The sequence below is a fragment of the Sideroxyarcus emersonii genome (assembly GCF_021654335.1).
Taxonomy (GTDB): domain Bacteria; phylum Pseudomonadota; class Gammaproteobacteria; order Burkholderiales; family Gallionellaceae; genus Sideroxyarcus; species Sideroxyarcus emersonii.
The window spans coordinates 2,125,346-2,149,843 of record NZ_AP023423.1 but is presented as its reverse complement, the minus strand read 5'-3'; the positions used below and the strand labels follow the sequence as shown (position 1 = coordinate 2,149,843).

Annotated in this window: 22 protein-coding genes and 2 pseudogenes; 14 read left to right on the top strand and 10 right to left on the bottom strand. The window is 60.5% G+C overall.

The features are described 5' to 3' along the window. Nucleotides 1–146: 146 nt before the first annotated feature. Both L6418_RS10395 and L6418_RS10390 read right to left on the bottom strand, forming a co-directional pair. Nucleotides 147–2,015, bottom strand: a complete 1,869-nt coding sequence (locus tag L6418_RS10395; RefSeq protein WP_237246850.1) for a potassium transporter Kup — start codon at nt 2,013–2,015, stop codon at nt 147–149. Between the two features lie 106 nt (nt 2,016–2,121). After that, nucleotides 2,122–3,990, bottom strand: a complete 1,869-nt coding sequence (locus L6418_RS10390) for a potassium transporter Kup (RefSeq protein ID WP_237246849.1) — start codon at nt 3,988–3,990, stop codon at nt 2,122–2,124. A 356-nt stretch (nt 3,991–4,346) separates the two neighbouring features. On the opposite strand from L6418_RS10390, the gene kdpF reads away from it, so the two are divergent. From kdpF to kdpE, 7 genes are all read left to right on the top strand, one after another. Then, complete coding sequence (gene kdpF, locus L6418_RS10385) at nt 4,347–4,436, top strand: K(+)-transporting ATPase subunit F (RefSeq protein WP_237246848.1); 90 nt, start codon at nt 4,347–4,349, stop codon at nt 4,434–4,436. Continuing rightward, a complete protein-coding gene (kdpA, locus tag L6418_RS10380) occupies nt 4,433–6,235 on the top strand; it encodes a potassium-transporting ATPase subunit KdpA (protein WP_237246847.1) in 1,803 nt (600 codons plus the stop codon). Before kdpF ends, kdpA begins: the two co-directional genes overlap by 4 nt. Before the next feature lie 9 nt (nt 6,236–6,244). Beyond that, nucleotides 6,245–8,335 (top strand): potassium-transporting ATPase subunit KdpB, encoded by a 2,091-nt coding sequence (gene kdpB / locus L6418_RS10375; RefSeq protein WP_237246846.1) that lies wholly within the window; start codon nt 6,245–6,247, stop codon nt 8,333–8,335. 13 nt (nt 8,336–8,348) lie between these two features. Next, entirely contained in the window at nt 8,349–8,927 is a 579-nt protein-coding gene (gene kdpC, locus L6418_RS10370; protein ID WP_269807809.1) for a potassium-transporting ATPase subunit KdpC, read from the top strand. 28 nt (nt 8,928–8,955) lie between these two features. Continuing rightward, nucleotides 8,956–9,171 carry a hypothetical protein gene (locus L6418_RS10365; protein WP_237246845.1) on the top strand — a complete coding sequence of 72 codons (216 nt, stop codon included), beginning with the start codon at nt 8,956–8,958 and terminating at the stop codon, nt 9,169–9,171. Nucleotides 9,172–9,255: 84 nt separating this feature from the next. After that, nucleotides 9,256–12,000, top strand: a complete 2,745-nt coding sequence (locus L6418_RS10360; protein WP_237246844.1) for a sensor histidine kinase KdpD — start codon at nt 9,256–9,258, stop codon at nt 11,998–12,000. A 2-nt stretch (nt 12,001–12,002) separates the two neighbouring features. Further along, nucleotides 12,003–12,698, top strand: a complete 696-nt coding sequence (gene kdpE, locus L6418_RS10355; protein ID WP_237246843.1) for a two-component system response regulator KdpE — start codon at nt 12,003–12,005, stop codon at nt 12,696–12,698. Nucleotides 12,699–12,705: 7 nt separating this feature from the next. Here the strand turns inward: kdpE and L6418_RS10350 are convergent, their stop codons facing one another. The 4 genes from L6418_RS10350 to aat are packed head-to-tail and all read right to left on the bottom strand — an operon-like array spanning nt 12,706 to nt 16,036. Further along, complete coding sequence (locus L6418_RS10350; RefSeq protein WP_237246842.1) at nt 12,706–13,728, bottom strand: quinone-dependent dihydroorotate dehydrogenase; 1,023 nt, start codon at nt 13,726–13,728, stop codon at nt 12,706–12,708. Beyond that, on the bottom strand, nt 13,729–14,640 hold the full coding sequence (locus tag L6418_RS10345; protein ID WP_237246841.1) for a hypothetical protein: 912 nt from the start codon (nt 14,638–14,640) through the stop codon (nt 13,729–13,731). Then, nucleotides 14,604–15,344, bottom strand: a complete 741-nt coding sequence (locus L6418_RS10340) for an arginyltransferase (protein WP_237246840.1) — start codon at nt 15,342–15,344, stop codon at nt 14,604–14,606. Before L6418_RS10340 ends, L6418_RS10345 begins: the two co-directional genes overlap by 37 nt. Then, nucleotides 15,341–16,036, bottom strand: a complete 696-nt coding sequence (aat, locus tag L6418_RS10335; protein WP_237248731.1) for a leucyl/phenylalanyl-tRNA--protein transferase — start codon at nt 16,034–16,036, stop codon at nt 15,341–15,343. Before aat ends, L6418_RS10340 begins: the two co-directional genes overlap by 4 nt. 101 nt (nt 16,037–16,137) lie before the next feature. Between aat and L6418_RS10330 the strand changes: the two genes are divergently transcribed. Beyond that, nucleotides 16,138–17,670, top strand: coding sequence for a hypothetical protein (locus L6418_RS10330; RefSeq protein ID WP_237246839.1), 1,533 nt, complete (start codon nt 16,138–16,140; stop codon nt 17,668–17,670). A 3-nt stretch (nt 17,671–17,673) separates the two neighbouring features. On the opposite strand, the gene L6418_RS10325 is transcribed toward L6418_RS10330, so the two are convergent. Then, nucleotides 17,674–18,363 carry an alpha/beta hydrolase gene (locus L6418_RS10325; RefSeq protein WP_237246838.1) on the bottom strand — a complete coding sequence of 230 codons (690 nt, stop codon included), beginning with the start codon at nt 18,361–18,363 and terminating at the stop codon, nt 17,674–17,676. 127 nt (nt 18,364–18,490) lie between these two features. Here L6418_RS10325 and L6418_RS10320 point away from each other — a divergent pair, with 127 nt between their 5' ends. The 4 genes and pseudogenes from L6418_RS10320 (at nt 18,491) to L6418_RS13495 (ending at nt 20,453) form a co-directional block, all read left to right on the top strand. After that, complete coding sequence (locus L6418_RS10320; protein WP_237246837.1) at nt 18,491–19,009, top strand: PAS domain-containing protein; 519 nt, start codon at nt 18,491–18,493, stop codon at nt 19,007–19,009. Next, a pseudogene (locus tag L6418_RS13505) lies at nt 18,984–19,292 on the top strand (HAMP domain-containing protein); the annotation flags it as partial. The gene L6418_RS10320 and the pseudogene L6418_RS13505, both read left to right, overlap by 26 nt. Continuing rightward, nucleotides 19,287–19,946, top strand: a pseudogene (locus L6418_RS13500) (methyl-accepting chemotaxis protein); the annotation flags it as partial. The pseudogenes L6418_RS13505 and L6418_RS13500, both read left to right, overlap by 6 nt. Further along, nucleotides 19,929–20,453, top strand: a complete 525-nt coding sequence (locus L6418_RS13495) for a CZB domain-containing protein (RefSeq protein ID WP_408641577.1) — start codon at nt 19,929–19,931, stop codon at nt 20,451–20,453. The pseudogene L6418_RS13500 and the gene L6418_RS13495, both read left to right, overlap by 18 nt. Before the next feature lie 44 nt (nt 20,454–20,497). On the opposite strand, the gene yjgA is transcribed toward L6418_RS13495, so the two are convergent. After that, on the bottom strand, nt 20,498–21,019 hold the full coding sequence (gene yjgA, locus L6418_RS10310) for a ribosome biogenesis factor YjgA (protein ID WP_237246835.1): 522 nt from the start codon (nt 21,017–21,019) through the stop codon (nt 20,498–20,500). Nucleotides 21,020–21,087: 68 nt separating this feature from the next. Here yjgA and pmbA point away from each other — a divergent pair, with 68 nt between their 5' ends. Both pmbA and L6418_RS10300 read left to right on the top strand, forming a co-directional pair. After that, complete coding sequence (pmbA, locus tag L6418_RS10305) at nt 21,088–22,425, top strand: metalloprotease PmbA (protein WP_237246834.1); 1,338 nt, start codon at nt 21,088–21,090, stop codon at nt 22,423–22,425. Between the two features lie 127 nt (nt 22,426–22,552). Beyond that, the gene (locus L6418_RS10300) at nt 22,553–23,014 is read left to right on the top strand and encodes a CZB domain-containing protein (protein WP_237246833.1); all 462 of its coding nucleotides are present in this window, start codon (nt 22,553–22,555) and stop codon (nt 23,012–23,014) included. Between the two features lie 126 nt (nt 23,015–23,140). Here L6418_RS10300 and L6418_RS10295 read toward each other — a convergent pair whose 3' ends face one another. After that, a complete protein-coding gene (locus L6418_RS10295) occupies nt 23,141–23,326 on the bottom strand; it encodes a hypothetical protein (protein ID WP_237246832.1) in 186 nt (61 codons plus the stop codon). 162 nt (nt 23,327–23,488) lie between these two features. After that, nucleotides 23,489–24,493 carry an FAD-binding oxidoreductase gene (locus tag L6418_RS10290; protein WP_269807808.1) on the bottom strand — a complete coding sequence of 335 codons (1,005 nt, stop codon included), beginning with the start codon at nt 24,491–24,493 and terminating at the stop codon, nt 23,489–23,491. Nucleotides 24,494–24,498 lie beyond the last annotated feature (5 nt).

Below are 24,498 nucleotides of genomic sequence, written 5' to 3'. Positions count from 1 at the left end.
GGGCTAGCACTCCTAGAGGGAATGCAATTATCCGCCGAATCAGACCCCGCTTCAACTTCGCTTGCAGCATATGCATATTACCCGGAGTGATTAAGAAGCCGGGTGCGGCAGGGCTTCGGCACGCCTGTCAGATGCTGGGCGAGGGCTCATATTTCGATACGCGTTCCCATTTCGATGACCCGATTGGTGGGGATATTGAAGAATTCGGCGGCATTCATGGCGTTCCTGGACAAGGCGAGGAACAGGCGTTTGCGCCAGTGCATCATGCCCGGACCCGTGCCGGTGACGATCACGGCATGCGAGATGAAGAACGAGGTGTTCATCATGTCGAAGACCAGTCCCTGCTTGGCACACAATTCCAGCGCGGCCGGGATGTCCGGCGTTTCCATGAAGCCGTAGAAAACGCGCAGCCTGTAAAAACCTTTGCCCATGTCGTTGATCAGCAGGCGGTTGCCCTTGGTGACGTAAGGTTTGTCCTCGACGATCACGGTCAGCAGGATGTTGCGTTCATGCAGCACCTGGTTGTGCTTGAGGTTGTGCAGCAGCGCGGAGGGGGCGCCTTCCCCGATGGCGGTGAGGAAGATGGCGGTGCCTTGCGCCCGGCTCACGCCGTCGGCGCTATCCAGTACCACCTGGATGGGGATGGCCTGGCGCGCGATCTCGTCGAACAGCAGTTTACGCCCCAGCTTCCAGGTGGTGAGCACGGTGAATGAAAGCGCCGCGATGCCGAGCGGGAACCAGCCGCCCTGGGGGATCTTGAGTGCGTTGGCGGAAAAATAAGCCAGGTCGACAGTCAGGAAGGTGCCGATGAGCGGGACGACGAGCAGCGGCGACCAGCGCCACGCAGCGAGGACAAACGCGACCAGTATGGTGTCGATCGTCATCGTGCCGGTGACGGCGATGCCATATGCCGCCGCCAGGTTGCTGGAGCTCTGGAAGGTCAGCACCAGGTAGATGACCGCCAGATAGAGCGTCCAGTTCGTCAGGGGGGCATAAATCTGTCCTTGCGCCTTATCCGAGGTCTGGCGGATTTCCATGCGCGGCAGCAGCCCCATCTGCACCGATTGCCGGGCTACCGAGAAGGCGCCGGAGATCACCGCCTGCGAGGCGATCACCGTGGCTGCCGTGGCGAGCAGCACCATGGGGAGCAGCGCCCATCCCGGGGCGAGCAGGTAGAACGGGTTCTCGATGGCTTGCGGGTTCTGCAACAACAATGCGCCTTGCCCGAAATAGTTCAATGTCAAAGCGGGCAGCACGAACGTGAACCAGGTCAGCCGGATCGGGAATTTCCCGAAATGTCCCATGTCGGTATACAGCGCTTCGCCGCCCGTAACGGCGAGCACCACCGAACCAAGCGTCAGAAACGATAGCTGCGGGTCGATGACCAGGAAGTGGATTGCATTGAGCGGGTTGAGCGCCCATAGCACATCCGGATGCCTGGCGATGGACAGGCCGCCCAGGATGCCCAGGCTGGCGAACCAGAAGACCATGATCGGGCCGAACGCCAGCCCCATTGCGCCGGTGCCATGCTTTTGCACGAGGAACAGCGCGGTCAATACCGAGAGCGTGATGGGCAGGACATAGTGACCGAGCTGGGGAGCGACGACATCCAGGCCCTCGACGGCGGAGAGTACCGAGATCGCCGGGGTGATCATGCTGTCGCCATAGAACAGGGCGGCGGCGAATACGCCGAGTATCCCGATGAACCATTTTGTCCTGGTGCTGCCGGAGGTCAGTTCGCTGGCCAAGGAGAGCAAGGCCAGCGAGCCGCCCTCGCCGTGATTGTCTGCCCGCATGATGACGATCACGTACTTGAGCGACACCAGCAGCATGATGGTCCAGAACATCACGGAGAGCACGCCGAGTACGTTGGCTTCCGTCACCGCAAGCGGATGATGTCCGGCAAAGGTCTCTTTCAATGCATACAGCGGGCTGGTACCGATGTCCCCGTACACCACGCCTATCGCGCCCAGCAACAGGCCGGATAATTTCTGCTTTGTTTGTGTTTCGCTCATGCCGCCCTTTTCCGCCTTGCGCGGAAGAATGGGGCGGCACTCTACCTGTGCACCCTCCCGAATGCAATGGGGGATTCCCGGGATGGGAACAGGGTGGGGCGCCACATCACAGCATGACCTTGGTGCCGAGTTCGACCACCTGGTTGGCTGGCAGGTTGAAGAAGCTGGCCGCCCCTTCGGACTGGCGCGTCATCCAGGAGAACAGGGAGGAGCGCCAGGCGGGCATGCCACCTGGTCCATCGGCCACATTGGAGCGGGCGATGAAGAAGGTCGTGCTCATCGGTTCGAGCTGTATGCCATGCGCAGACAATCCTTGCAGCGAGGCGGGGATGTCGACTTCCTGGCGGAAACCGAAATGCAGGGCCACGTTGTACATGCCGGGTGCCAGCTGGTTCACCTGCATGCGCTGCTTCATTTCGATATAGGGTACATCGGCAGTCACCACATGCAGGAACAGCGTCTGTTCGTGCAGTACCTTGAAGTGTTTCAGGTTGTGGAACAGGGCGCTGGGTACCATGGTCGGATCGGCGGTCAGGTAGACCGCTGTGCCCGGTACGCGCGGCACCTCGGGTTGCGTTCCCGAGATGAACAGCGCCATCGGGATGTCCAGTTTGCGCCGCTGTTCGGCGATCAGCGTGCTGCCGCGCTTCCAGGTCGACAGCAGCAGGAAGATCAGCAGTCCAAGTGCCAGCGGCATCCAGCCCCCGCTGGCGATCTTGGTCAGGTTGGAGCTGAAGAACATCAGTTCCAGCAGGGCAAATATCAGCAAGGCAGGCAACATCAGGATGCGCATGCGTCCCGGCAGCATCAGGGCGACGAACACCGTCAGCACGGTGGTGATGATCATGGTGCCGGAGACGGCGATGCCGTAGGCGGCGGCGAGCGCGCTGGAGGAGCCGAACTGGAATACGAGGACGATGACGCCGACCATCATCATCCAGTTCACGGCGGGAATGTAGATCTGGCCGCGCTGCGAATCGGAAGTGTGCTGGATGTACAGGCGCGGCAGGTAGCCCATGCGCATGGCCTGCAGCGTCATCGAATAGGCGCCGGAGATGGTGGCTTGCGAAGCGATCACCGTGGCGGCGGTGGCCAGCGCGACCAGCGGCAGCAGGAACCAGTCGGGAGACAGCAGGTAGAACGGATTTTGGATCGCGTCGGCCGAGCGCAGAACCAGGGCGCCTTGTCCGAAATAGTTGATCAGCAAGGCCGGGCAGACCAGGCCATACCAGGCCAGCCTGACCGGTTTGGCGCCGAAATGCCCCATGTCGGCATACAGTGCTTCGCCGCCGGTGAGGGCCAGGAAGACCGCGGACAGCAGCAGGAACATGCCTGCAGGATGCTCCAGCGCGAAGTCGATGGCGTATACGGGATTGACGGCACTCAACACCGTGGGGTTCTGCGCGATGCTGAGCGCGCCCAGCACCGCCAGCGCGGTGAACCACAGCAGCGTGACCGGGCCGAACAGCTTGCCCATGCTGCCGGTGCCGTGGCGCTGGATGAAGAACAGGCCGGCGAGCACGCCGACGGTGATCGGGACGATGAATTTTTCGAAGGCCGGGGTGGCGACACTGAGCCCTTCGACGGCTGAGAGCACCGAGATGGCAGGGGTGATGAGCGCATCGCCGTAGAACAGGGCGGCGGCGAAGATGCCCGCCGTGACGATCCATGTCGTCCAGCGCGCGGCGCCCTTCGCCGAACGGTTTGCCAGCGCGGTCAAGGCGAGCACGCCGCCTTCGCCGTCGTTGTCGAACTTGAGCATGATCCACACATACTTGATCGAGATGATCAGCATCATCGCCCAGAACAGTGCGGACAGCGTCGCCAGCACATTGGGTTCGGTGGGGGTCAGTCCGTGCGTGCCGGTGAATGCTTCCTTGAAGGCGTACAGCGGGCTGGTGCCGATGTCGCCGTACACCACGCCGAGCGCGGCCAGCGCCAGAGCGCCATTGGAAGCTTTGCTTGGTTGATTCATGTTGCGAACTCCCATCTGGCTCGCCGTTGTCGGTGGCGAGCTACATATCTTGTTATGCGCCGTGTGAAGGCGTTTTTCATCCGGATTTCCTGCAGGAAAAGACCGAACGGCACTTTAGCTTTGAATACTTATCAATACAATCTGCAACGGCCGATGCTCCTGAAATCTTTACGAAATCTATATATCGGCGGAATTCATCTATATACCATTTTGACCCGCCCACTTCTACCATGCTCGCCGTGTCAATACACACAAGGAGCAAATGAAATGGACTGGTTATATCTGTTGCTGATCCTTGCCTTCTTCGGCCTGAGCGTGCTGTTCGTGCGCGGCCTGGACAAGCTGGGAGGCAAATCATGACGTTCTACATTATCGGCGCCATCGTGGCCATCCTATTGATGGCCTATCTGGTGGTCGCCTTGTTTAAACCGGAGCTATTCTCATGATCAACGGCATCTTTCAAATCACCCTCTATCTGGGCGTGCTGCTGGCGTTGACCAGGCCGCTCGGTATTTACATGCGGCGCGTGTATGAAGGCGACTTGCCTGTGTTCGTGCGCTGGCTGCAACCGGCTGAAAACTTGCTCTATCACGTGTGCGGCATCGATAGGCAGGAAATGCGTTGGACACGCTATGCGCTGGCCATGCTGTGGTTCAGCCTGCTGGGCGTGCTGGCGGTGTATCTGTTGCAGCGCTTGCAAGGCATGCTGCCGCTGAACCCGCAGGGCATGGGGGCGGTCACGCCTGACTCTTCGTTCAACACAGCCTTGAGTTTCGTCACCAATACCAACTGGCAAGGCTATGTTGGCGAGTCCACGATGAGCTATTTCACACAGATGGCCGGGCTGACGGTGCAGAACTTCTTCTCTGCCGCCACCGGCATGGCTGTCGCCATTGCGCTGATCCGCGGCTTTGCGCGGCACACGGTGGAGACCATCGGTAACTTCTGGGTGGACATGACGCGCAGTACACTTTATATCCTGTTGCCGCTTTCTGTCATTTTGGCTCTGGTACTGGTAGGGCAGGGCGTGATCCAGAACCTGTCCGCCTACCAGGCTGTGATCACGGTGGATGCGACCACCTATGACAACCCCAGGGTGGACGCCGCGGGCCCCCCTCTGAAGGATGCTGCTGGCAATCCGGTCACAGAGAAGATCGCCACACATGAGCAGGTCATCGCCATGGGGCCGGTCGCCTCGCAGGAAGCGATCAAGCAGCTGGGCACCAACGGCGGCGGCTTCTTCAACGCCAACTCGGCGCATCCGTTCGAGAATCCCACGCCGCTCGCAAATTTCCTGTCCATGCTCGCGATTTTCCTGATTCCGGCCGCGCTGTGCTACACCTTCGGCAGCATGGTGGGTGACACGCGCCAAGGTTGGGCGATTCTCATTTCCATGACGCTGCTGTTCGTTGGCTTTCTTGCCGTGGCCGAATATGCCGAACTGAACGGCAATCCGGCTTTCAATGCGCTGGGCGTGGATCAATCCATCTCCGCCACACAATCCGGCGGCAACATGGAAGGCAAAGAGACGCGCTTTGGCATCGTCAACTCCGCCTTGTTCGCTACCATCACCACCGCGGCCTCCTGCGGCGCGGTGAACGCGATGCATGATTCGCTCACGCCGTTGGGCGGCCTCGTGCCGATGGCTCAGATCCAGCTGGGCGAGGTGATCTTCGGCGGCGTCGGCTCCGGCCTGTATGGCATGCTGGTGTATGCCGTGATTGCGGTGTTCCTGGCCGGACTGATGATCGGCCGCACACCCGAATACCTGGGCAAGAAGATCGAAGCCTACGACATCAAGATGGCCTCGCTGGTGATCCTGATCCCGCCGCTGATCATCCTCGGTGGTACCGCGCTGGCCGTGATGCTGGAGGCCGGCAAGAACAGCATCTTCAATCCCGGCGCGCATGGTTTCAGCGAAGTGCTGTATGCCTTCTCGTCGGCGGTGGGCAACAACGGCAGTGCGTTCGCCGGAATCTCCGCCAATACGCCGTTTTATAACAGTGCGCTGGGCTTCGCCGTCTGGTTCGGCCGCTTCTGGCTGATCATCCCGGTACTGGCATTGGCCGGTTCGCTGGCGGCCAAGAAACGCATTCCCGCGAGTGTAGGCAGCATGGCGACGCATACGCCGCTGTTCGTATGGCTGCTGATCAGTACTGTGCTGCTGGTGGGTGCACTGAACTTTGTTCCTGCGCTGGCACTGGGGCCGGTCATCGAGCACCTGAACATGATCGGCGTTCATTAGGAGACAGACATGACAAGCAAGACCGTTTCATTCGCGTTGTTCGAGCGTGAGATCGTTGGGCAGGCTGTGGTCGATTCGTTCAGGAAGCTGAGCCCGGCTCAGCAGATGAAGAACCCGGTGATGTTCGTGGTGTGGGTAGGCAGCGTGCTGACAACGGCGCTGTTCTTCCAGGCACTGTTCGGACAAGGTGAGGCGCCGACCGGTTTTATCCTCGCCATCACCCTGTGGCTGTGGTTCACCGTCCTGTTTGCGAACTTTGCCGAGGCTGTGGCCGAGGGGCGAAGCCGCGCGCAGGCTGCCGCCATGCGCGGCATGAAGAAAGCGGTATGGGCCAAGAAGCTGCACGAGCCGCGATACGGTGCCAAATGGCAGCTGGTGGAAGGCGAGGAACTGCGCAAGGACATGGTCGTGCTGGTCGAGGCGGGGGAGTTCATCCCCGGCGACGGCACCGTGATCGAGGGCGTGGCCTCGGTGGACGAGAGCGCCATTACCGGTGAATCCGCCCCGGTGATCCGAGAATCTGGCGGCGATTTCTCCGCCGTGACCGGCGGCACGCGTGTGTTGTCCGACTGGCTGGTGGTGCGCATCACCACCAATCCAGGCGAGACATTTCTCGACCGCATGATCGCAATGGTGGAGGGGGCCAAGCGCCAGAAGACGCCCAACGAGATCGCGCTGACCATCCTGCTGGTGGCGATGACGCTGATCTTCCTGTTCGTCATCGTCACGCTGCTGCCGTTCTCGCTATATAGCGTGGCGACGGCCGGTGCGGGGCAGCCGGTCAGCATCACCGTGTTGGTGGCGCTGCTGGTGTGTCTGATCCCCACCACCATCGGCGGCCTGCTCTCCGCCATCGGTGTGGCCGGCATGGGGCGCATGCTGCAAAAGAACGTGATCGCCACTTCGGGTCGCGCAGTGGAAGCGGCGGGCGATGTCGACGTGCTGCTGCTGGACAAGACCGGCACCATCACCTTGGGCAACCGCCAGGCCAGCAACTTCCTGCATGCTTCCGGCGTGACTGAAGCCGAATTGGCCGATGCCGCGCAGCTCGCGTCCTTGGCCGACGAGACGCCGGAGGGACGCAGCATCGTGGTGCTGGCCAAGGAGAAATTCGGTCTGCGCGAGCGCAATATCCACGAGATGGGTGCGACCTTCATCCCGTTCAGCGCGCAGACGCGCATGAGCGGCGTCAATGTCCCGGCACATGATGGCGCAGCAGCACGCCAGATCCGCAAGGGTGCTGCCGATGCCATCCGCAATCACATTCTCAGCCTGGGCGGCCAGTTTCCGCCAGAAGTGAACATGATCGTCGACAACGTTTCGCGCCGTGGCAGCACGCCGCTGGTGGTGGCCGACGGCACCAAGGTAATGGGCGTGATCGAGCTCAAGGACGTGGTCAAGGGCGGCATCAAGGAACGCTTTGCCGAGCTGCGCCGCATGGGCATCAAGACCATCATGATCACCGGCGACAATCGTCTCACCGCCGCCGCCATCGCGGCCGAGGCAGGCGTGGATGATTTCCTTGCCGAGGCGACACCCGAAGCAAAGCTGAAACTGATCCGCGAACATCAGGCGCAGGGCCGGTTGGTGGCGATGACCGGCGACGGCACCAACGACGCGCCCGCATTGGCGCAGGCCGATGTGGCGGTGGCGATGAACACCGGCACGCAGGCCGCCAAGGAGGCGGGCAACATGGTGGACCTCGATTCCAACCCGACCAAGCTGATTGAGATCGTGGAGACCGGAAAACAAATGTTGATGACGCGCGGTTCGCTCACCACATTCAGCATCGCCAACGACGTGGCCAAGTATTTCGCCATCATCCCAGCTGCCTTCGCCACCACCTATCCGGCACTGGGTGCGCTGAATGTGATGCATCTCGCAACGTCTTCCAGCGCCATCCTGTCGGCGGTGATTTTCAATGCCCTGATTATCATCGCGTTGGTGCCGCTGGCGCTAAAGGGCGTGAAGTACCGCGCAATCGGCGCCAACGTGCTGCTGCGCAACAACCTGCTGGCCTATGGCCTGGGCGGCATCGTTGTTCCGTTCATAGGCATCAAGCTGATCGACATGCTGCTGGTTGGCTTACATCTGGCTTAAGAAAGGAAACATCATGTTGAAAGAACTTCGCCCTGCCATCGCCAGCTTCGTGCTGCTGTCATTGCTGACCGGTATCGTCTATCCGTTGTTCGTCACTGGCGTTGCGCAGGCCACCATGCCGGGCAAGGCCAATGGCAGCCTGATCGTGAAGGATGGCAAGCCGACCGGTTCCAGTCTGATCGGCCAGTCGTTCTCCGACCCCAAATATTTCTGGGGGCGTCCATCGGCGACCGGCCCGATGCCGAACAATGCGGCCGCTTCCAGCGGTTCCAATCTGGGGCCGACCAACCCTGCTCTGCTGGATGCCGTGAAAGTCCGTGTGCACGCGTTGCGCGACGACGATCCCGGCAATACGCAGCCGGTGCCGGTCGATTTGGTCACCGCATCCGGCAGCGGGCTCGATCCGCACATCAGCCCGGCTGCGGCGGAATACCAGGTTGCACGGGTGGCGCGGCTGCGCGGCATCGTTCCCGATGCAGTGCGAAAACTGGTGGCACAGCATACCGAAGGTCGTCAGTTCGGCATCCTCGGCGAGCCAGTAGTGAATGTGCTGGAACTCAATCTGGCGCTGGATGCATTGCGCAAAGGATGAAGGACACCGTGACCTCATCGACAAAGCAATGAACAGCATGCTGCTGCCTGCCATGGACGGATTGCTGGAAGCCGGCCTGGCTGTCCTCGCGGTTTTCGTTCCGCTTGGCCTTGCCTATCTCATGATCGTCTTGCCGCAGCATTCACAAGAAGATCGATTCGCGGGAGATGAGGCCAAGCCATCGTCATCTTCGGAATCGCCTAAAACAGATGCGGTAAACTGGATCCATGAAGAAAAATCATAATATGGCTGAACTAGCTCACTTAACAGCTTTGATGAATGCGTGTACGCCTGTCGATCGGCAGACGTGGTGGAGCAGCTTGGTGCCATGAGCGAAGATATTCAACGACCAGATCCAGACTCGCTGCTCGAGCGCGTGCAGCGCGCCGAGGCGAAACGCCATCGCGGCCGCCTGAAGATATTCTTCGGTGCCAGCGCCGGCGTGGGCAAGACCTTCGGCATGCTGCTGGCCGCGCGCGAGCGCCGTGCCGAAGGGCTGGACGTGGTGGCGGGCTATGTGGAGACGCACAAGCGGGTGGAGACTGAACAGCTGCTGGAGGGGCTGGAGCTGCTGCCGCCGCGGCTGGTCGAGTATCGCGGCGCGCAGTTGCGGGAGTTCGATCTGGATGCCGCGCTCAAGCGCCGCCCGGCGCTGATCCTGGTGGACGAGCTGGCGCACAGCAACGCGCCCGGATCGCGCCATCCCAAGCGCTGGCAGGATGTGGACGAGCTGCTGGAAGCGGGAATCGACGTTTACACCGCCATCAACGTGCAGCACATCGAGAGCCTCAACGACGTGGTATCGCAGATCACTGGCATCCCGGTGTGGGAGACGGTGCCCGATGCGGTACTGGAAGATGCGGACGAGATCGAGCTGATTGACCTGCCGCCGGACGAGCTGTTGCAACGACTGAAGGAAGGCAAGGTTTACCTGCCGCAGCAGGCGGAGCGTGCCGCGCAGAATTTCTTTCGCAAAGGCAACCTGATTGCGTTGCGCGAACTGGCCTTGCGTCGCACGGCGGATCGTGTCGATGCGCAGATGCGCGATTACCGTGACGACCATGCCATCCAGAATGTGTGGCAGGTCAAGGAGCGCATGCTGGTATGCATCGGTCCAGGCGGCAATGCGGAGAACCTGGTACGCGCGGCTTATCGCTTGTCGCAGATGCTCAAGGCGGAGTGGATCGTCGTTTACATCGAAACAGCGAAATTGCAGCATCTTTCGCGCGAGCAGCGCGACGTCATTCTGCGCACGTTGAAGCTGGCGGAAGAACTGGGCGCCGAGACCGCCACGCTGAACGGCCATAAACTGTCGGACGAAGTAATCGCCTATGCGCGCGCGCGCAATGCCACGCGCATCGTACTGGGCAAGCCGACCTTCGCCGGATGGCGGCGTAGGCTGCATGGTTCGCTGGTGGATACCATCGTGCGCCAGGCTAGTGATATCGACATCCACGTGGTAGGCAAGGAATCCGACGCCTTGTCTCAGTTGCGCGAGAACCCCTATTTCTCGCGCAGCCGTCTCTATCTCGGGCTGGCCGCCGAAGAACAGAAGCCGTTATTCAGATGGCGCATCGATTACCTGTGGGCAGCAGTGACCTCGGCGATCTGTACCGCAGTGGCCTGGCCGATGTACAACCATTTTGATCTGGCTAATCTGGTCATGGTCTATCTGCTGGGCGTGGTGGTGGTCGCGGCGCGTTACGGACGCGGTCCGTCCTTGCTCGCCTCATTCCTGGGGGTGGTGCTGTTTGACTTCTTCTATGTGCCGCCGCGTTTCAGCTTTGCCGTGTCGGATAGCCAATATCTGATTACCTTTGGCGTCATGCTGCTGGTCGCACTGGTCATCAGCAGCATGACGGTGAGCATTAAGCACCAGGCGAGGGTTGCCAGCATGCGCGAGCGACGTAGCGCTTCGCTGTATGCCATGAGCCGCGAACTGGCGGCTACGCGAGGCCAGGAAAACATTGTGCGGGTAGCGGTCAGGCATGTGGCTGATGTATTCGAGACGCAGGTCGTAGTGTTGTTGCCTGATGTCGGCGGCCGCCTGCATTATCCAAACGAAGAAGGGCTGGCCGAATCCTGTCATGGCAGCGACCTGAGCGTGGCGCAGTGGGTCTATGATCACGGGCAGATGGCTGGGGCAGGGACCGATACGCTGCCTGGCGGAGATATGATTTACTTGCCATTGCGGGCCTCGGCAGAAGTGCTGGGCGTGCTGGTGCTGCTCCCCTTGAATTCTGCGCGGCTGGCTTTGCCCGAGCAGCAGAGGCTGCTGGAGACTTTTGTGAGCCAGATCGCGCTGGCGTTGGAGCGCGTGCGGCTGGCGGCAGAGGCGCAAAGTGCGCAGCTGAAGATCGAAACGGAACAGCTGCGCAATTCGCTGCTGTCAGCTATCTCGCACGATCTGCGCACACCGCTGGCAGCCATCGTCGGTGCTTCCAGCAGCCTGGTACGCGACAGCGAACGGCTGGACGACGTTGCGCGGCGCGAACTGGGGCAGGCCATCTATGACGAGGCAACGCGCATGGCCAGCCTTGCCAACAACCTGCTCGACATGGCGCGGTTGCAGGCAGGTGCCATCGTGCTGAACCGGCAATGGCAGCCGCTGGAAGAGGTGGTGGGTGCTGCGCTGGCGGGCATGAACGCACGGCTGGCCGACCATCCGGTTACGGTTCGCTTGACGCGCGACCTGCCGCTGGTCGAGATCGACAGTCTGCTGATCGAGCGGGTGTTCGCCAATCTGCTGGATAATGCCGTGAAGTACACGCCGCCCGGCACGCCGATAGAGATCGGTGCGGCGGCAGCAGCAGGGGAATTGACGGTGACCGTTTCTGATCGCGGGCATGGCATTCCCGCTGGGGAAGAGAAATTGATCTTCGAAAAATTCCATCGCGTTGCCAGCGAGGGCAACCAGGGCGGAGCCGGGCTGGGGCTGTCCATCTCCCGCTCCATCATCGAGGCCCACGGCGGGAAGATATGGGCGGAGAATCTGTCCACCGGCGGGGCCGCTTTCCATTTCACCCTGCTCCTGAGCGAGCCGCCTTCGATTGAACATGAAGAAAACGCCTGACCATGCCTAACGCCGCCACCATTATCGTCGTCGAGGATGAAGCGCAAATCCGTCGCTTTCTGCGTACCACGCTGGTGTCGGAAGGCTATCAGGTGGTCGAAGCGGAGACCGGCAGGCAGGGGCTGAGCGATGCGGCCACGAACAAGCCGGATCTCATCATCCTTGACCTCGGCCTGCCGGACATGGACGGCGTCGAGGTGATCAGGGGGGTGCGTGCCTGGTCTTCCGTGCCCATCATCATCCTGTCGGCGCGCTCGCAGGAGGGCGACAAAATCTCGGCGCTGGATGCGGGCGCCAACGATTATCTGGTCAAGCCGTTCGGCGTCGGCGAACTGCTGGCGCGCATGCGTGTGGCATTGCGGCAGGCTGCTTCGGCAGCCAATGGTGGAGAGGAAGGCATGTTCACGGTGGGCGAATTGCGCGTGGATATGGTGCATCGCAAAGTGACGGTCGGCAGTACCGAAGTGCACCTGACGCCCATCGAATACCGTCTGCTGACCGTTCTGGTCAAGCATGCGGGCAAGGTGCTCACGCACCAGCTGCTGCTAAAGGAGGTGTGGGGGCCGACCTACGTCGAGCGCGCCCATTATCTGCGCATCTACATGGGCGCGCTGCGACACAAGCTGGAACAGGATCCGGCGCGTCCGCGCTATCTGCTGACCGAGGTGGGGGTGGGATATCGGTTGGCTGTGATGTGAGATGGGACTAAGTCCGCTTTGCCTTTATTGCCGCCGCACATTCGGATACCAGTTCCCAGCCGCGGTAGATCATGCCGCTGTACATCTGCACTAGCGCTGCCCCGGCCTGCATCTTCTCCAACGCATCGGAACCTTTCAGGATGCCGCCCACGCCGATGATGGGCAGCGCGCCCTGCAGTTCGGCGGCGAGCTGGCGGATGACGGCGGTGGACTTCTCGCGTACCGGTGCGCCGCTCAGGCCGCCGGTCTCGTTGCCGTGAGGCAGGTTCTCCACCCCTTCGCGCGACAGCGTGGTGTTGGTGGCGATCACGCCGTCGATACGGTGTTTGATGAGCAATGCGGCAATCTGCCGGATCTGGTCGCCGTCCAGGTCGGGGGCGATCTTCACTGCCAGCGGGACATACTTGCCGTGCTGCTGCGCCAGTTTTTTCTGTTCGGCCTTCAACTGTGCGAGCAGCGCATCCAGCTCGTCGCCGCCCTGCAGCTGGCGCAGGTTTTTGGTGTTGGGCGAGGAGATGTTGATGGCGACATAGCTGGCATGCGCGTATACCTTGCGCAGGCCGATCAGGTAGTCTTCTGCCGCTTTCCCGATCGGCGTGTCGGCGTTCTTGCCGATGTTGATGCCGAGGACACCTTTGAACTTCGCTTGCCTGACGTTTTCGATCAGCTTGTCCACGCCGTCGTTGTTGAAGCCCATGCGGTTGATAATGCCCTGCGCCTGCGGAAGGCGGAACAGGCGCGGCTTGGGGTTGCCGGGTTGCGGGCGTGGCGTCACGGTGCCGATCTCGATGAAGCCGAAACCGAGCGCGGCGAGCGGGTCGATGTAACCGCCGTTCTTGTCCAGCCCTGCGGCCAGCCCGACCGGGTTGGGGAAGGTCAGGCCCATCACGGTGCGCGGATCGCTCTCGGGGCGTTTTACCACCAGCGGCAGGGTGCCCAGGCAATGCGCGGCCTTCAGCGCATCGAGCGTGGCATGGTGTGCGGTCTCGGGATCGAGCGCGAACAGGGCGGGACGGAGCAGTTGGAACATCTAGGGTTCTTTCTTTGTGACGATGGGGACGGGGAAGGGTTTTTTCCTGAGCAGCCCGGCGCGTTTCCTGCCGCGCCAGTGCTCGGCGACGATATCGCCGATCTGCAGGCAGAGCAGTCCGGATACGGCCATGCCGGCGATCAGTTGCCAGGTGTTCGCGCCGAGATAGATCACCCCCCCGCTCAGGCGGTAGGTCGCCAGCGCGATGCCGCCGACCAGGATGCCGGCGAGCGAGCCGAGCAGGACGCGACTCCAGTCGCCGCGCACCAGGCCGGAAAAGACGGTGCTCTCATGCCACAACAATTGCAGTGCCGCGAGCAACAGCAGCGGGGATGGCCAGAATAGCCAGGCCAGATGGCCGGGCCAGACCGTGCCGCCGATCAGCCCTGTCAACGCTGCAAGCAGCAGGAGTTTTGCGGCAGGTTCAGACGGCAATGCGGGGAATGCGAATCTGCGTGCGCTCATGCGAACCAGGCCGGGCAATCCGGCCAGCCACAGGCGTGCGATCGATACTGCCGGCAGCAGGGCCAAGCCGCACAGTGCCGCCAGCAGCAGCGCTTGCGTTGGCGAACTGGCCGGGGTGAACCAGCTGCCGGCGAACAGGTTCAGGTAGGCGGACAGCGCACCGGTGAGCGCGCCTGCCAGGCTGCTCCAGAGCAGGTAGCCGGGCTGGGAGCGCAGCAGGCTGTGATTGGTGCGGTGGTAGATGAGGGTATCCAGCAGGATGCAAAAAACGATGACGGCAAGCATGCTGAGCAAGGCAGGCAGCCATGCGGCCCCTGCGACAGGGGCGGGGGCCTCCCATTCCATTCCGGCGATCGTCAGCGCGCTCGGCGGGATGAGCAGCAGGACAGCGGTGAAAGCGATCAGCCGGCTCAGCATGAGGTGTCTTTGGGCGGGATCGCCTGCCATGTGCCGTCGTACAGGCCCTGCAGCGGCTGGAAGTTGGCCTTGTATGCCATCTTCCGGCTGTCCGCGATCCAGTAGCCGAGATAAAGGAAGGGCAGTTGCAGCTTGCGGCATAGCTCGATCTGCCACAACACATTGAATGTGCCGTAACTGCTGTGGGCGACATCGGGATCGTAGAAGGTGTAGACCGCAGACAATCCATCCTGCAGCACATCGACCACGCTGACCATGCGCAGTAACTCGCCTTCGCGGAACTCCACCAGCATGGTGTCGACGTGGCTTTGCAGCAGGAAGTTGCGATATTGCTCGGGACTGTCGTCGTCCATGCCGCCGTCGCGGTGGCGTGCCTCCTGATAGCGGCGGTACAGCTCGAAATATTCCGCCCTGTCTTTCAGGGCATGCAGCGTGACGTTCAGGTCGCCATGCTGTTTGTGGCTGCGGCGCTGCGAGCGCGTCGGCTTGAACTCATCCACCACCACGCGCACCGGCACGCATTGGCGGCAGGTATCGCAACGCGGGCGATAGGTGAAGGTGCCGCTGCGGCGGAAACCATGGCGGACCAGTTCCGAATAGACCGGTGTGGAGATGAGGAAGCTCGGGGTGGCCACCTGCGAACGCGCTTCCAGGCCATCCAGGTAACTGCACGGGTAAGGTGCAGTCAGGTAGAGGTGCAGTGCGGAGATCGGGATGTCGTTGAGCAGGCTCATGAGAAAAGATCGTCGTCGAAACGCCAGGCAGGTACAGGCGGATAGTTTATCAAGTCTTGCAGCCGGGCGATAAATTCCTTGCGCGGTATCTCGGCTGCGCCCAGCGATGCCAGGTGCGGTGTGTTCATCTGGCAATCGATCATGCCGAATTCCCAGCGGCGGAGTTGCGCGCACAGGTGGGCGAGGGCGATCTTGGAAGCATCTGTCCTGCGGCTGAACATGGATTCGCCATAGAACATCCTGCCCAGCGCCATGCCGTACAGCCCTCCGGCGAGCTCTCCTTCCATCCAGGTTTCAACCGAGTGCGCATGCCCCATGCGGTGCAGTTCGCAGTAAGCGGCGACCATCTCCTCGTGGATCCATGTGCCTTGTGCGCCCTGGCGCGGCGCGGCGCAGGCGCGCATGACCTGCTCGAAGGCCGTGTCGGTGCGTACTTCGTATGCTCCTTTGTGCAATTTCTTGCGTAGCGAGTGCGAGATCCTGAAGTGCTGCGGGAACAGTACCATGCGCGGATCGGGGCTCCACCACAGGATGGGTTCGTCCGCGTTGAACCAGGGGAAGATGCCGTGGCGATAAGCTTCCAGCAGGCGCATCGGGGACAGGTCGCCGCCCGCTGCCAGCAATCCGTTGGGCGAGCGCAGCGCCTGGGTGACGGGCGGGAACGAAAGGTCGTGTCGAAGCAGCGGTATCATCATGCTTATACAGGGTTATAGGCCGGACGACATATGGTCAAGGCAGGCGATTTATGCTTATATTATGGCCCATACGAGGTGCGCAAACGCTGGGAGTCGCGATGTTGGGAATTTTTGGCAAGAAATCGGATCATCCTCTGGCGGACATCAAGACGGCGCAACAGGTGCTGGAAGAGATCCCGAAGAACGATGCGCAGAACGCCGTGCAGGAACTGACCGGCTGGATTGAAACTGCTGTCGAGCTGGCCGAGGATTTTCGCCTGGATCACGAATTCGCCGTGCTGCGCATGCTCGACGATGCGGCGCAGCCCTATGTGCGCAAGCTGTTGCGCGATTACTTCACCGTGCAGCCGCTCTCCAGGTTCCAGGAGAACCGCCTGTGGACGGTACTGAATAATTACTACACCCAGAGCGAACTCGCCCATCATCACGTGCTGACGCGCCTGATCAATGGCGCACGCGGCGCTTCCGGCTTCAAGACCGAGATGGCGTCGTTGGGAACGCGCGGCATCGCGGCGCTGACCGGGCGCCTGAAAATGGCCGTGGCGCGTTATGCCTTGGTCGAAGCGCCGTTGTGGCAGCACCTGTCGGAATACTACAGCCATGCCGAGCGATACGGTTACCAGAACGATGCGGTACCTTTATACCCGGGGGTTCCGGGCAATACCTCGGTGAAGCAGGAATTCTGCACATTGCTGGGCTGGTATGGCGTGAGTGCCGGTGTGCTGAGTCCCTTGCAGGCGCACATCACCGAGCGTTTGATCTCCTATGCCGGCGCGAGTCTGAATGTATACGACCAATACAATGCCAATGCGCTGTTTGTGTTCGACCTCTCCCAGCCCACTCCGCCGATGCGCATGGCCAACGAGGCTACCTTGCACCCGGCGTTGCGCTTCATCGTGCTGAGCGAGTCGCTGACGCGGCTCAACAGTCTGCTCAAGACGCTGGACAAGGGAATCGTGCCGGACGACGTCAATTTCTGCGGGGCGACCTACGATGCGGAACTGGTGCGCGAAACGTTGCGCCGCCTGATCGACAGTCTCACCCAGCCGCCGCCCACCCGGCGCAATCCGCGCCGCAAGATCAGCGTCAGCCTCAAGGTGGCGAACGGTTTCTTCCATATGCTGGAAAAGGCGGATGCCGGACTGAATTTCTTCAATCCCGACGTCGGCGAGTTATGGGAGGTGGAGGACATCAGCGTCACCGGTTTCCGCAGCGTTGTTCCGGCTGCGCGGGCGGCTGGGATCAAGATCGGCTCGCTGATCGGGAGCAAGCCGGAGAATGTGCCGCACTGGGGGGCCGGCATCGTGCGTCGCCTGAGTCTCGACGAGAACAACAATCTGCACATCGGCGTGGAAGTGGTGAGTACGCAGATCACCGGGGTTTCGCTGATCGAGCGGGGGTATTCTGCCGAGGAGGGCGGGCAGCTCGCCCTGTATCTGAACCGGCCTGGCGATACCAGCGGCGAGGCATGGCTGCTGATGAAGCCGGATACCTTTTCACCGAGTCGCAGCCTGAATATGGATAAGGGCGGCAAAGGCTATCTGCTGCTGCCACTGGCACGGGTTGAAAGTGGCGACGACTACGATCTTGCGCGCTATCGCTTGATGGAACCGGAAGTCACCGCCGAATAGGCGTCATGCGGACAGCCGCTGCCGCAACCACCGTTCGATATCGCGTATCTCCTCCGGGCAGACCGAATGCGGCATGGGGTAGTCATGCCATTCCAGCGTATAACCCTGCCGTAGCAATTCTTCCGCGGACGCCCTCCCGAACGCATGGGGAATGACCGGATCGTCCTGTCCGTGTGCCATGAAGATGGGGGTCTGCCTGGCGCTGGCGTCCGCTTCGATGGGCAGTGTCTGCGGCAGCGGCAGATAAGTGGAGAGCGCCAGTATCCCGCCCAGTCGTTCCTTGTGCCGCAATCCCGTGTGCAGGGCGACGGCCCCGCCTTGGGAGAATCCTGCGAGGTAGATGTGGCTGGCTGCTATGCCGCGCTGTTTTTCCAGGGCAATCAGATTTTCGATCAGTGCCTGAGCGGTGCGGATGCCTGCGGCGTCTTCCTGCCGGCCGATGTTGGCTGCTATTTCAGCCGCAGCGGCACCGCCGAGGATGTCGTACCAGGCGCGCATCACGTAGCCGCCATTAATGGTCACGGGGCGCATAGGGGCATGCGGGAAGATGTAGCGTACCGCGACGGGGAGCCCCAGTTCCTGGGCGATTGGCGCGAAATCTTCCCCATCCGCGCCCAGGCCGTGCAGCCAGATGATGCTGGATTTCGGGTTGTTGCCGGTTTCAAGGGTGATGCAGGGGAGAACAGAAGTCATAATTTGTCGCTAATCCGCTTTATGGCTGAAGGGGTATCCATTTAGAATCGGGCCTAAACATATCGGTGGAGTTGCCGATACTACTCATAACTGCCATAAAAAAACAAACTAGCATTCTGGAGGAGAGATGAAGCGACATATCACACCGACCTCGGTCGAACGGGTCATGCGGGAAGACGATTTCATCGTTTCCATGACCGATCCGAAGGGGCTCATCACCTACGGCAACCGCATCTTCATCGAGTTTTCCGGTTATACCGAAGCCGAATTGCTGGGTTCCCAGCATAACATCATCCGTCACCCGGACATGCCGCGAGGCGTGTTCAAGCTGCTGTGGGACAAGATACAGAATCGCGAGGAATGCTTCGCCTATGTGAAGAACATGTCAAAGGATGGCGGGTTCTATTGGGTGTTCACCAATGTCACGCCGGTTTTCGATCAGACTGGCAACATCACCGGGTATTTCTCGGTGCGCAGGAAGCCCAAGCAAAGCGGGGTGCAGACGGTAAGCGGTCTCTATGCGGCCATGCTGGAAGCCGAAAAGAAGGCGGGGCCAGCCAACGCCATTGCCGCATCAACCAAGATACTGGTCGATCTATTGAAAGAGAAAGGGCTCAGCTATGAAGAACTCGTCCTTGCAATTTAAGTTCTCCTTGCTGCTATGGTCGTTCTCGGCGATCGCGCTGGCCATCATCCTGACCAGCTTTGTGCTGCATGGGGTGGATATCTTCATGGTCGTATTCCTGTTGGTCAGCGTGGCGTTGTCGGCATGGGGGCAATGGCTGGTGCGGCAGTGGATGGCGCCGGTGGTGAGGCTCAAGGAGGTGGTGGATGAGGTCTCGCAGGGCAGATTCAACCGCCGCGTGACCGGGATATCCCAGGCCAGGGACGAGATCAGCGCCCTGAGCTGGAGCGTCAACGACATGCTCGATCAGTTGAACACGTTCTTCCGCGAACAGGGCACCAGCTTCCGCGCCAACCTGGAAGGCAAGTTTTATCGCGAAGCCTTGCCCACCGGCATGCACGGCGGTTTCAAGAAAGGCCTGGAGAATCAGAATGTCCTGCTGGAGGGGATGGCCGATCAGAAACAGAATGCAATGCGCACGCAACTGCTGTCCCGCGTGCACGAGCTCAATACCAACAACCTGCTGAAGAACCTGGTGTCGAGCCAGCAGGATTTGCGCGTGATCACCGACAAGATGGAACAGCTGGCCGCGCTATCCCGGCGCACACGCGAAGATGCCGAGGAGAGCCGCACGTCCGTCAGCGATGTGGTGCAGCGCCTGTCCGGCATCGTCGAGCGGGTGAACCATGCCAATGAATCGATCACCGAATTGAACGCACGCAGCTCCGAGATCAACAAGGCGGTTGGCCTGATCAACTCTATCGCCGACCAGACCAATCTGCTGGCGCTGAACGCCGCCATCGAGGCAGCGCGCGCCGGTGAGGCTGGCCGGGGCTTTGCCGTCGTGGCGGACGAGGTGCGCAAGCTCGCCGAAAACACCAAGAGCGCATCCGAGTCCATCGGGCGCATCATGCAAATGCTGCAGGGCGAGGCCTCCAAGATGCTGACGGAGTCGGAGGAGATGCGCGAGATCGCCAACTCGTCGCAGGGGGTCATCGGGCAGCTGGAAAAGAAATTCGGGCATTTCTACGAATCGGCGGTGACCACGCTTAACGGGGCGCGTTATGCGCAGGACCTGAGTTTCGCCTCGCTGGTCAAGGTCGATCACATCGTGTACAAGCAACGCTCCTATGTGCTGGTCAGCCAGAAGGATCACGAAGAGTTCAGGAAAGCAGTGGATGTCGATCACCACGGCTGCCGCCTCGGCAAGTGGTATGAAGGCGAAGGAAAGTCGGTGTTCGGCGAGTTGCAGTCGTTCAAACAGCTGCAAGTCCCTCACGCCAAGGTGCATGATTCCGTGAAAGCGGCGGTTGCGCTCCTTGATCAGCAGTGGGAACGCGATCCTGCGGTGCAGGACAAGATCATCGATGCGATGAGCGCGGCTGAAGAAGCCAGCCTGAATGTGATGCAGATCCTGGACCGGATCGTGGAGGAGAAACACCCGCACATGGTCAAGGCTGCATGATTCGCGGTGCCGGCAGGGGCAATCCCTGCCGCTGGCAGTCTGCTTTACAGCGGTTCGGGTATGATTTCGCGCAGTGCCTGAAACAGTTCGCGGTAACTCTTGGGAGGCTTGGCGGCCTCCTTTTCTTTTTGCGCATTGCGGATCAATGTGCGCAGCCGCTGTGCATCGGCTTCCGGGTGCGCAGCCAGCAATTCGGTGAGCGCTTCCGGCTGTTCCAGCAGGCGATCGCGCCAATGTTCGAGCTGGTGCAGCCAGGCCGTATGCTGCCGCGATACGCCGTTCCAGGCATCGAGTTTGGCGAGGATGGGCGCAGGCTCGACATCCCGCATCAGCCTGCCGATGTATTGCAGTTGGCGGTTGAGCGCGCCGAATTTCGTCATGCGTTTGTATTCGGTCAATGCTTCCAGCAGATTTTCGGGCAAATCCAGCTCGCGCAGTTTTTCGTTGGGCAGGCCCGTCAGCGTCTTGCCGATGTCCTGCAGTTCCTGCATCTGTTTCTTGATCTTGGTCTTGCTGGGCGGTAACTCTTCTTCCAGCTCGTCGTCGCGGCGGTGGTGCGTGTTCATGGTATCGGTAAGGTTCTGCGGATGTTGATATGATAGCGCTTCCCGATGAACCAGCCGCCCGATTTTTTATGAACGCCAAAGTTCCACACAGTCTCGATACCCTGCAACAGCTTGCTTCCGACATCGTCCGCTATGCCCGTCAACAAGGCGCGACCGCCTGCGCTGCCGAGGTTTCGGAAGGTTTCGGGCAGGCCGTCACGGTGCGGCAGGGGGCGGTGGAGACCATCGAATATAACCGCGACAAGGGCATGAGCGTCAATGTCTACCTGGGGCAGCGGCGAGGCAACGCCAGCACTTCGGACTTTTCGAAGCAGGCGGTGCGCGATACGGTGGATGCTGCCCTCAACATCGCGCGCTATACCGCCGAGGACGATTGTGCCGGGCTGCCGGAGGCAGGCCAGCTGGCGACCGAGTTCCCCGACCTGGATCTGTATCATCCGTGGGTGCTGAACGTGGAACAGGCCATCGAACTGGCGGGCGAATGCGAGCAGGCAGCGTTTCGCACCGACAGGCGCGTCAGCAACTCAGAAGGTGCCACCGTCAATGTCAGCGAAGGGTGTTTCGTGCAGGCGAATAGCCTGGGGTTTATTGGCGGTTATCCCAGTTCGCGTCACAGCGTCAGCTGTTCGGTGATTGCCGGCAAGGGTGACGGGATGCAACGCGATTACTGGTATGGCTCGGCACGCGATGCGCGCGAAATACTGAAAGTGGAAGAGATCGGGCGTATCGCCGCCGAACGCACGGTACGTCGCCTCCACGCGCGCAAGCTGGCTACCATGCAAGTGCCGGTCCTGTTCGAAGCGCCTGTTGCGGCCAGTCTGCTCGGCCATTTCGTCGGCGCAGTGAGCGGCGCCAGCTTGTACCGCAAATCCTCCTTCTTGCTCGACCAGCTGGATAAACCGGTGTTTTCCAGGCACGTCCATATCGACGATGTGCCGGACATTCCGCGCGGTCTGGCGAGCAGCGCTTTCGACGACGAAGGGGTGCGTACCCGGCGGCGAGCAGTGGTGGAAGCGGGGATATTGCGCGGCTATTTCCTCGGCAGCTATTCTGCGCGCAAGCTCGGCATGCGGAGCACCGGCAATGCGGGCGGCACGCACAACCTCATTCTGCGACCGGGCGAGCAGGACCTGAGCGGCATGTTGCGCATGATGCAGCGCGGCCTGTTGGTCACCGAACTGCTTGGACATGGCGTCAATCAGGTCACGGGCGACTATTCGCGCGGCGCTGCCGGTTTCTGGGTCGAGCGCGGCGAAATCCAGTATCCGGTGGAAGAGATCACCATCGCCGGCAACCTCAAGGACATGTACCAGCAGATCGCTGCGGTCGGTAGCGATCTGCTGGTGCAGGGCTCGCGCCAATGCGGTTCGATACTGATCGAAAACATGATGGTTGCCGGGCGTTGATGCCGGACTCTCCACAGCCACCTCATCAAAAAGGAGCGGCAAGCACTTAAAGCAGGTATTGACTCGTCGGGCGGCCTGGTTGTAAAACCATCCTGTCAGAATGGTTTGTGTTTGGTGTTAACGACAAATGGAGGAAAAAAGCATGGGTTTTTTTTCGAGATTGTTTGGGCACGATGCACACGATGAGGAAAAGATGGCGAATATTCGCCGCAGCATTCGCTCCGAGATTGATATAGCCGAGTGCATAGAAGCACACATGAAGTGGAAAGGGCGCTTACAGAGTTACCTGGACGGGACATCCAGGGAGCAACTCGATCCCATGGTGATCTGTCGCGACGATCAATGTGTGCTGGGCAAATGGATACATGGACCGGCGCTGAATTATTTTCATGATGACGAAGGCTTCCACAAATTGCGTTCGGATCATGCCAATTTCCACTTTGTGGCCGGCTCGGTGGTCAAGAAGGTGCAGGAAAGGGATCTGGCTGGATCAGATGCATTGTTGAAGAACGAGTATGCCCGAGCCTCCCGGGATGTGATCCAGGATCTTGCGGAATTGAACAAGCACCTGCATCGGCAGGACCAGTAGGGTGCAACAAGGAGAAGATGACGCCCCGATCCAGGGTGGTCGGGCGTTCTGCACAACGTCGGTGTTTGGTTGCGGATGGCGCCTGGCTTGATGGGCCGGACTGTTATCCGCAACGGCGACAGCGGATCAGGAGGTTTTCTTTTGTGTGGGTTCCGGAGAGTTCATGATGTTGCCTGCAGCCAGACCCACAAGCGTGATGCCCACGATCACGAATATCATCCCGATCGACTTGCCGAACACAAATCCGCCGAGCAGCCACAAAGCGACCGAAGCGATGATGGCGATGATGAGAGTGCGTATCTTGGAATCCATTTCTAACCTTTCCTGTCAAATTCGATAAGTACGGAACCCAGCCGTAACCGGAACCGAAGAGTAACTTAAAGTCGGGCAAAAGGGGAAGTCCGGCATATGTTTTTGCGCTGCCACATGGCGGGACTTCCCGTTGAACGTCAATTCTGCGTAAATTTCCTTGTCTTAGGCTGCCGTTTGGGCCTGTTCTGCCGCATTGTTTTGCAGCGCGCTCTTGAACGGATCGGCATAGATGTCGCGCATGGATGCGCCGGCGAAGAATGCCTGTTTCTTCGCGTTGTCCACCATCGCGGGGTGTCCGCACAAGAATACCCGCCAGCCGGAAAGATCGGGATTCTCCCGCAATGCCACGTCGGCCACCATGCCTGAGGCATAGCCCGGCGGGACCATGCTCCCGGAGATGCAGGGCGTATAGACAAAATTGCGGTGGCGCTGCGATAGCGATCGCAATTCATCCGCGAGATAGAGCGATTCGACCGTCTCGCTACCGTGGTAGAGCCTGATCGTCCCTTGGTGGCCTTGTGCGAGCGCATCGCGGATGATCCCGTATAGCGGCGCCAATCCGGAACCTGTGCCGATGAGCAGCAGGCTCTGGTCGGGTTTGTCCTCGGTGTAGAAACAGTCCCCTGTTGCTTCGGATATGTCGATGCTGTCGCCGACGTTCAATGCCTGATGGATCCATTGGCTGACCAGGCCGTTGGGGACTTTCCTGATGTGGAGCTGGAGATGCTCGTCAATGTCGGGTACGCTCGCCAGAGAATACGAGCGCGCAGTGAAGGCGTCCTTGTAAAGGTTGATGAATTGCCCCGCCTTGTATTCCAGCTTTGCGTCCGTCTGCAGCTGCAGGCAGACAATGTCATCATTCAGTGGCTGGATCGCAGTCACCGTGGCGGAGAATTTTCCCGTGCCAGCGCTGGGAAGTGCCACTTCGATATCTTCCTCGGGGTAGCAGGAACAGGCAAGAAAGTATTTCTGGGCAGCCAGGGTGTTTTTCAGGCCGGCCTGGGCGGCGGCAGGGATGTTCCCCCTGACGGCCTGCATGAGGCAGGTCTGGCAAAGTCCGGAGTGGCATGACGACGGTATGGTCACACCATGGGCAGTCATGCAGTCGAGCACGGATTCCTGAGCGCGACAAAGATATGACTGCCCCCCGTAAGTGATGCTGGGCATGATGT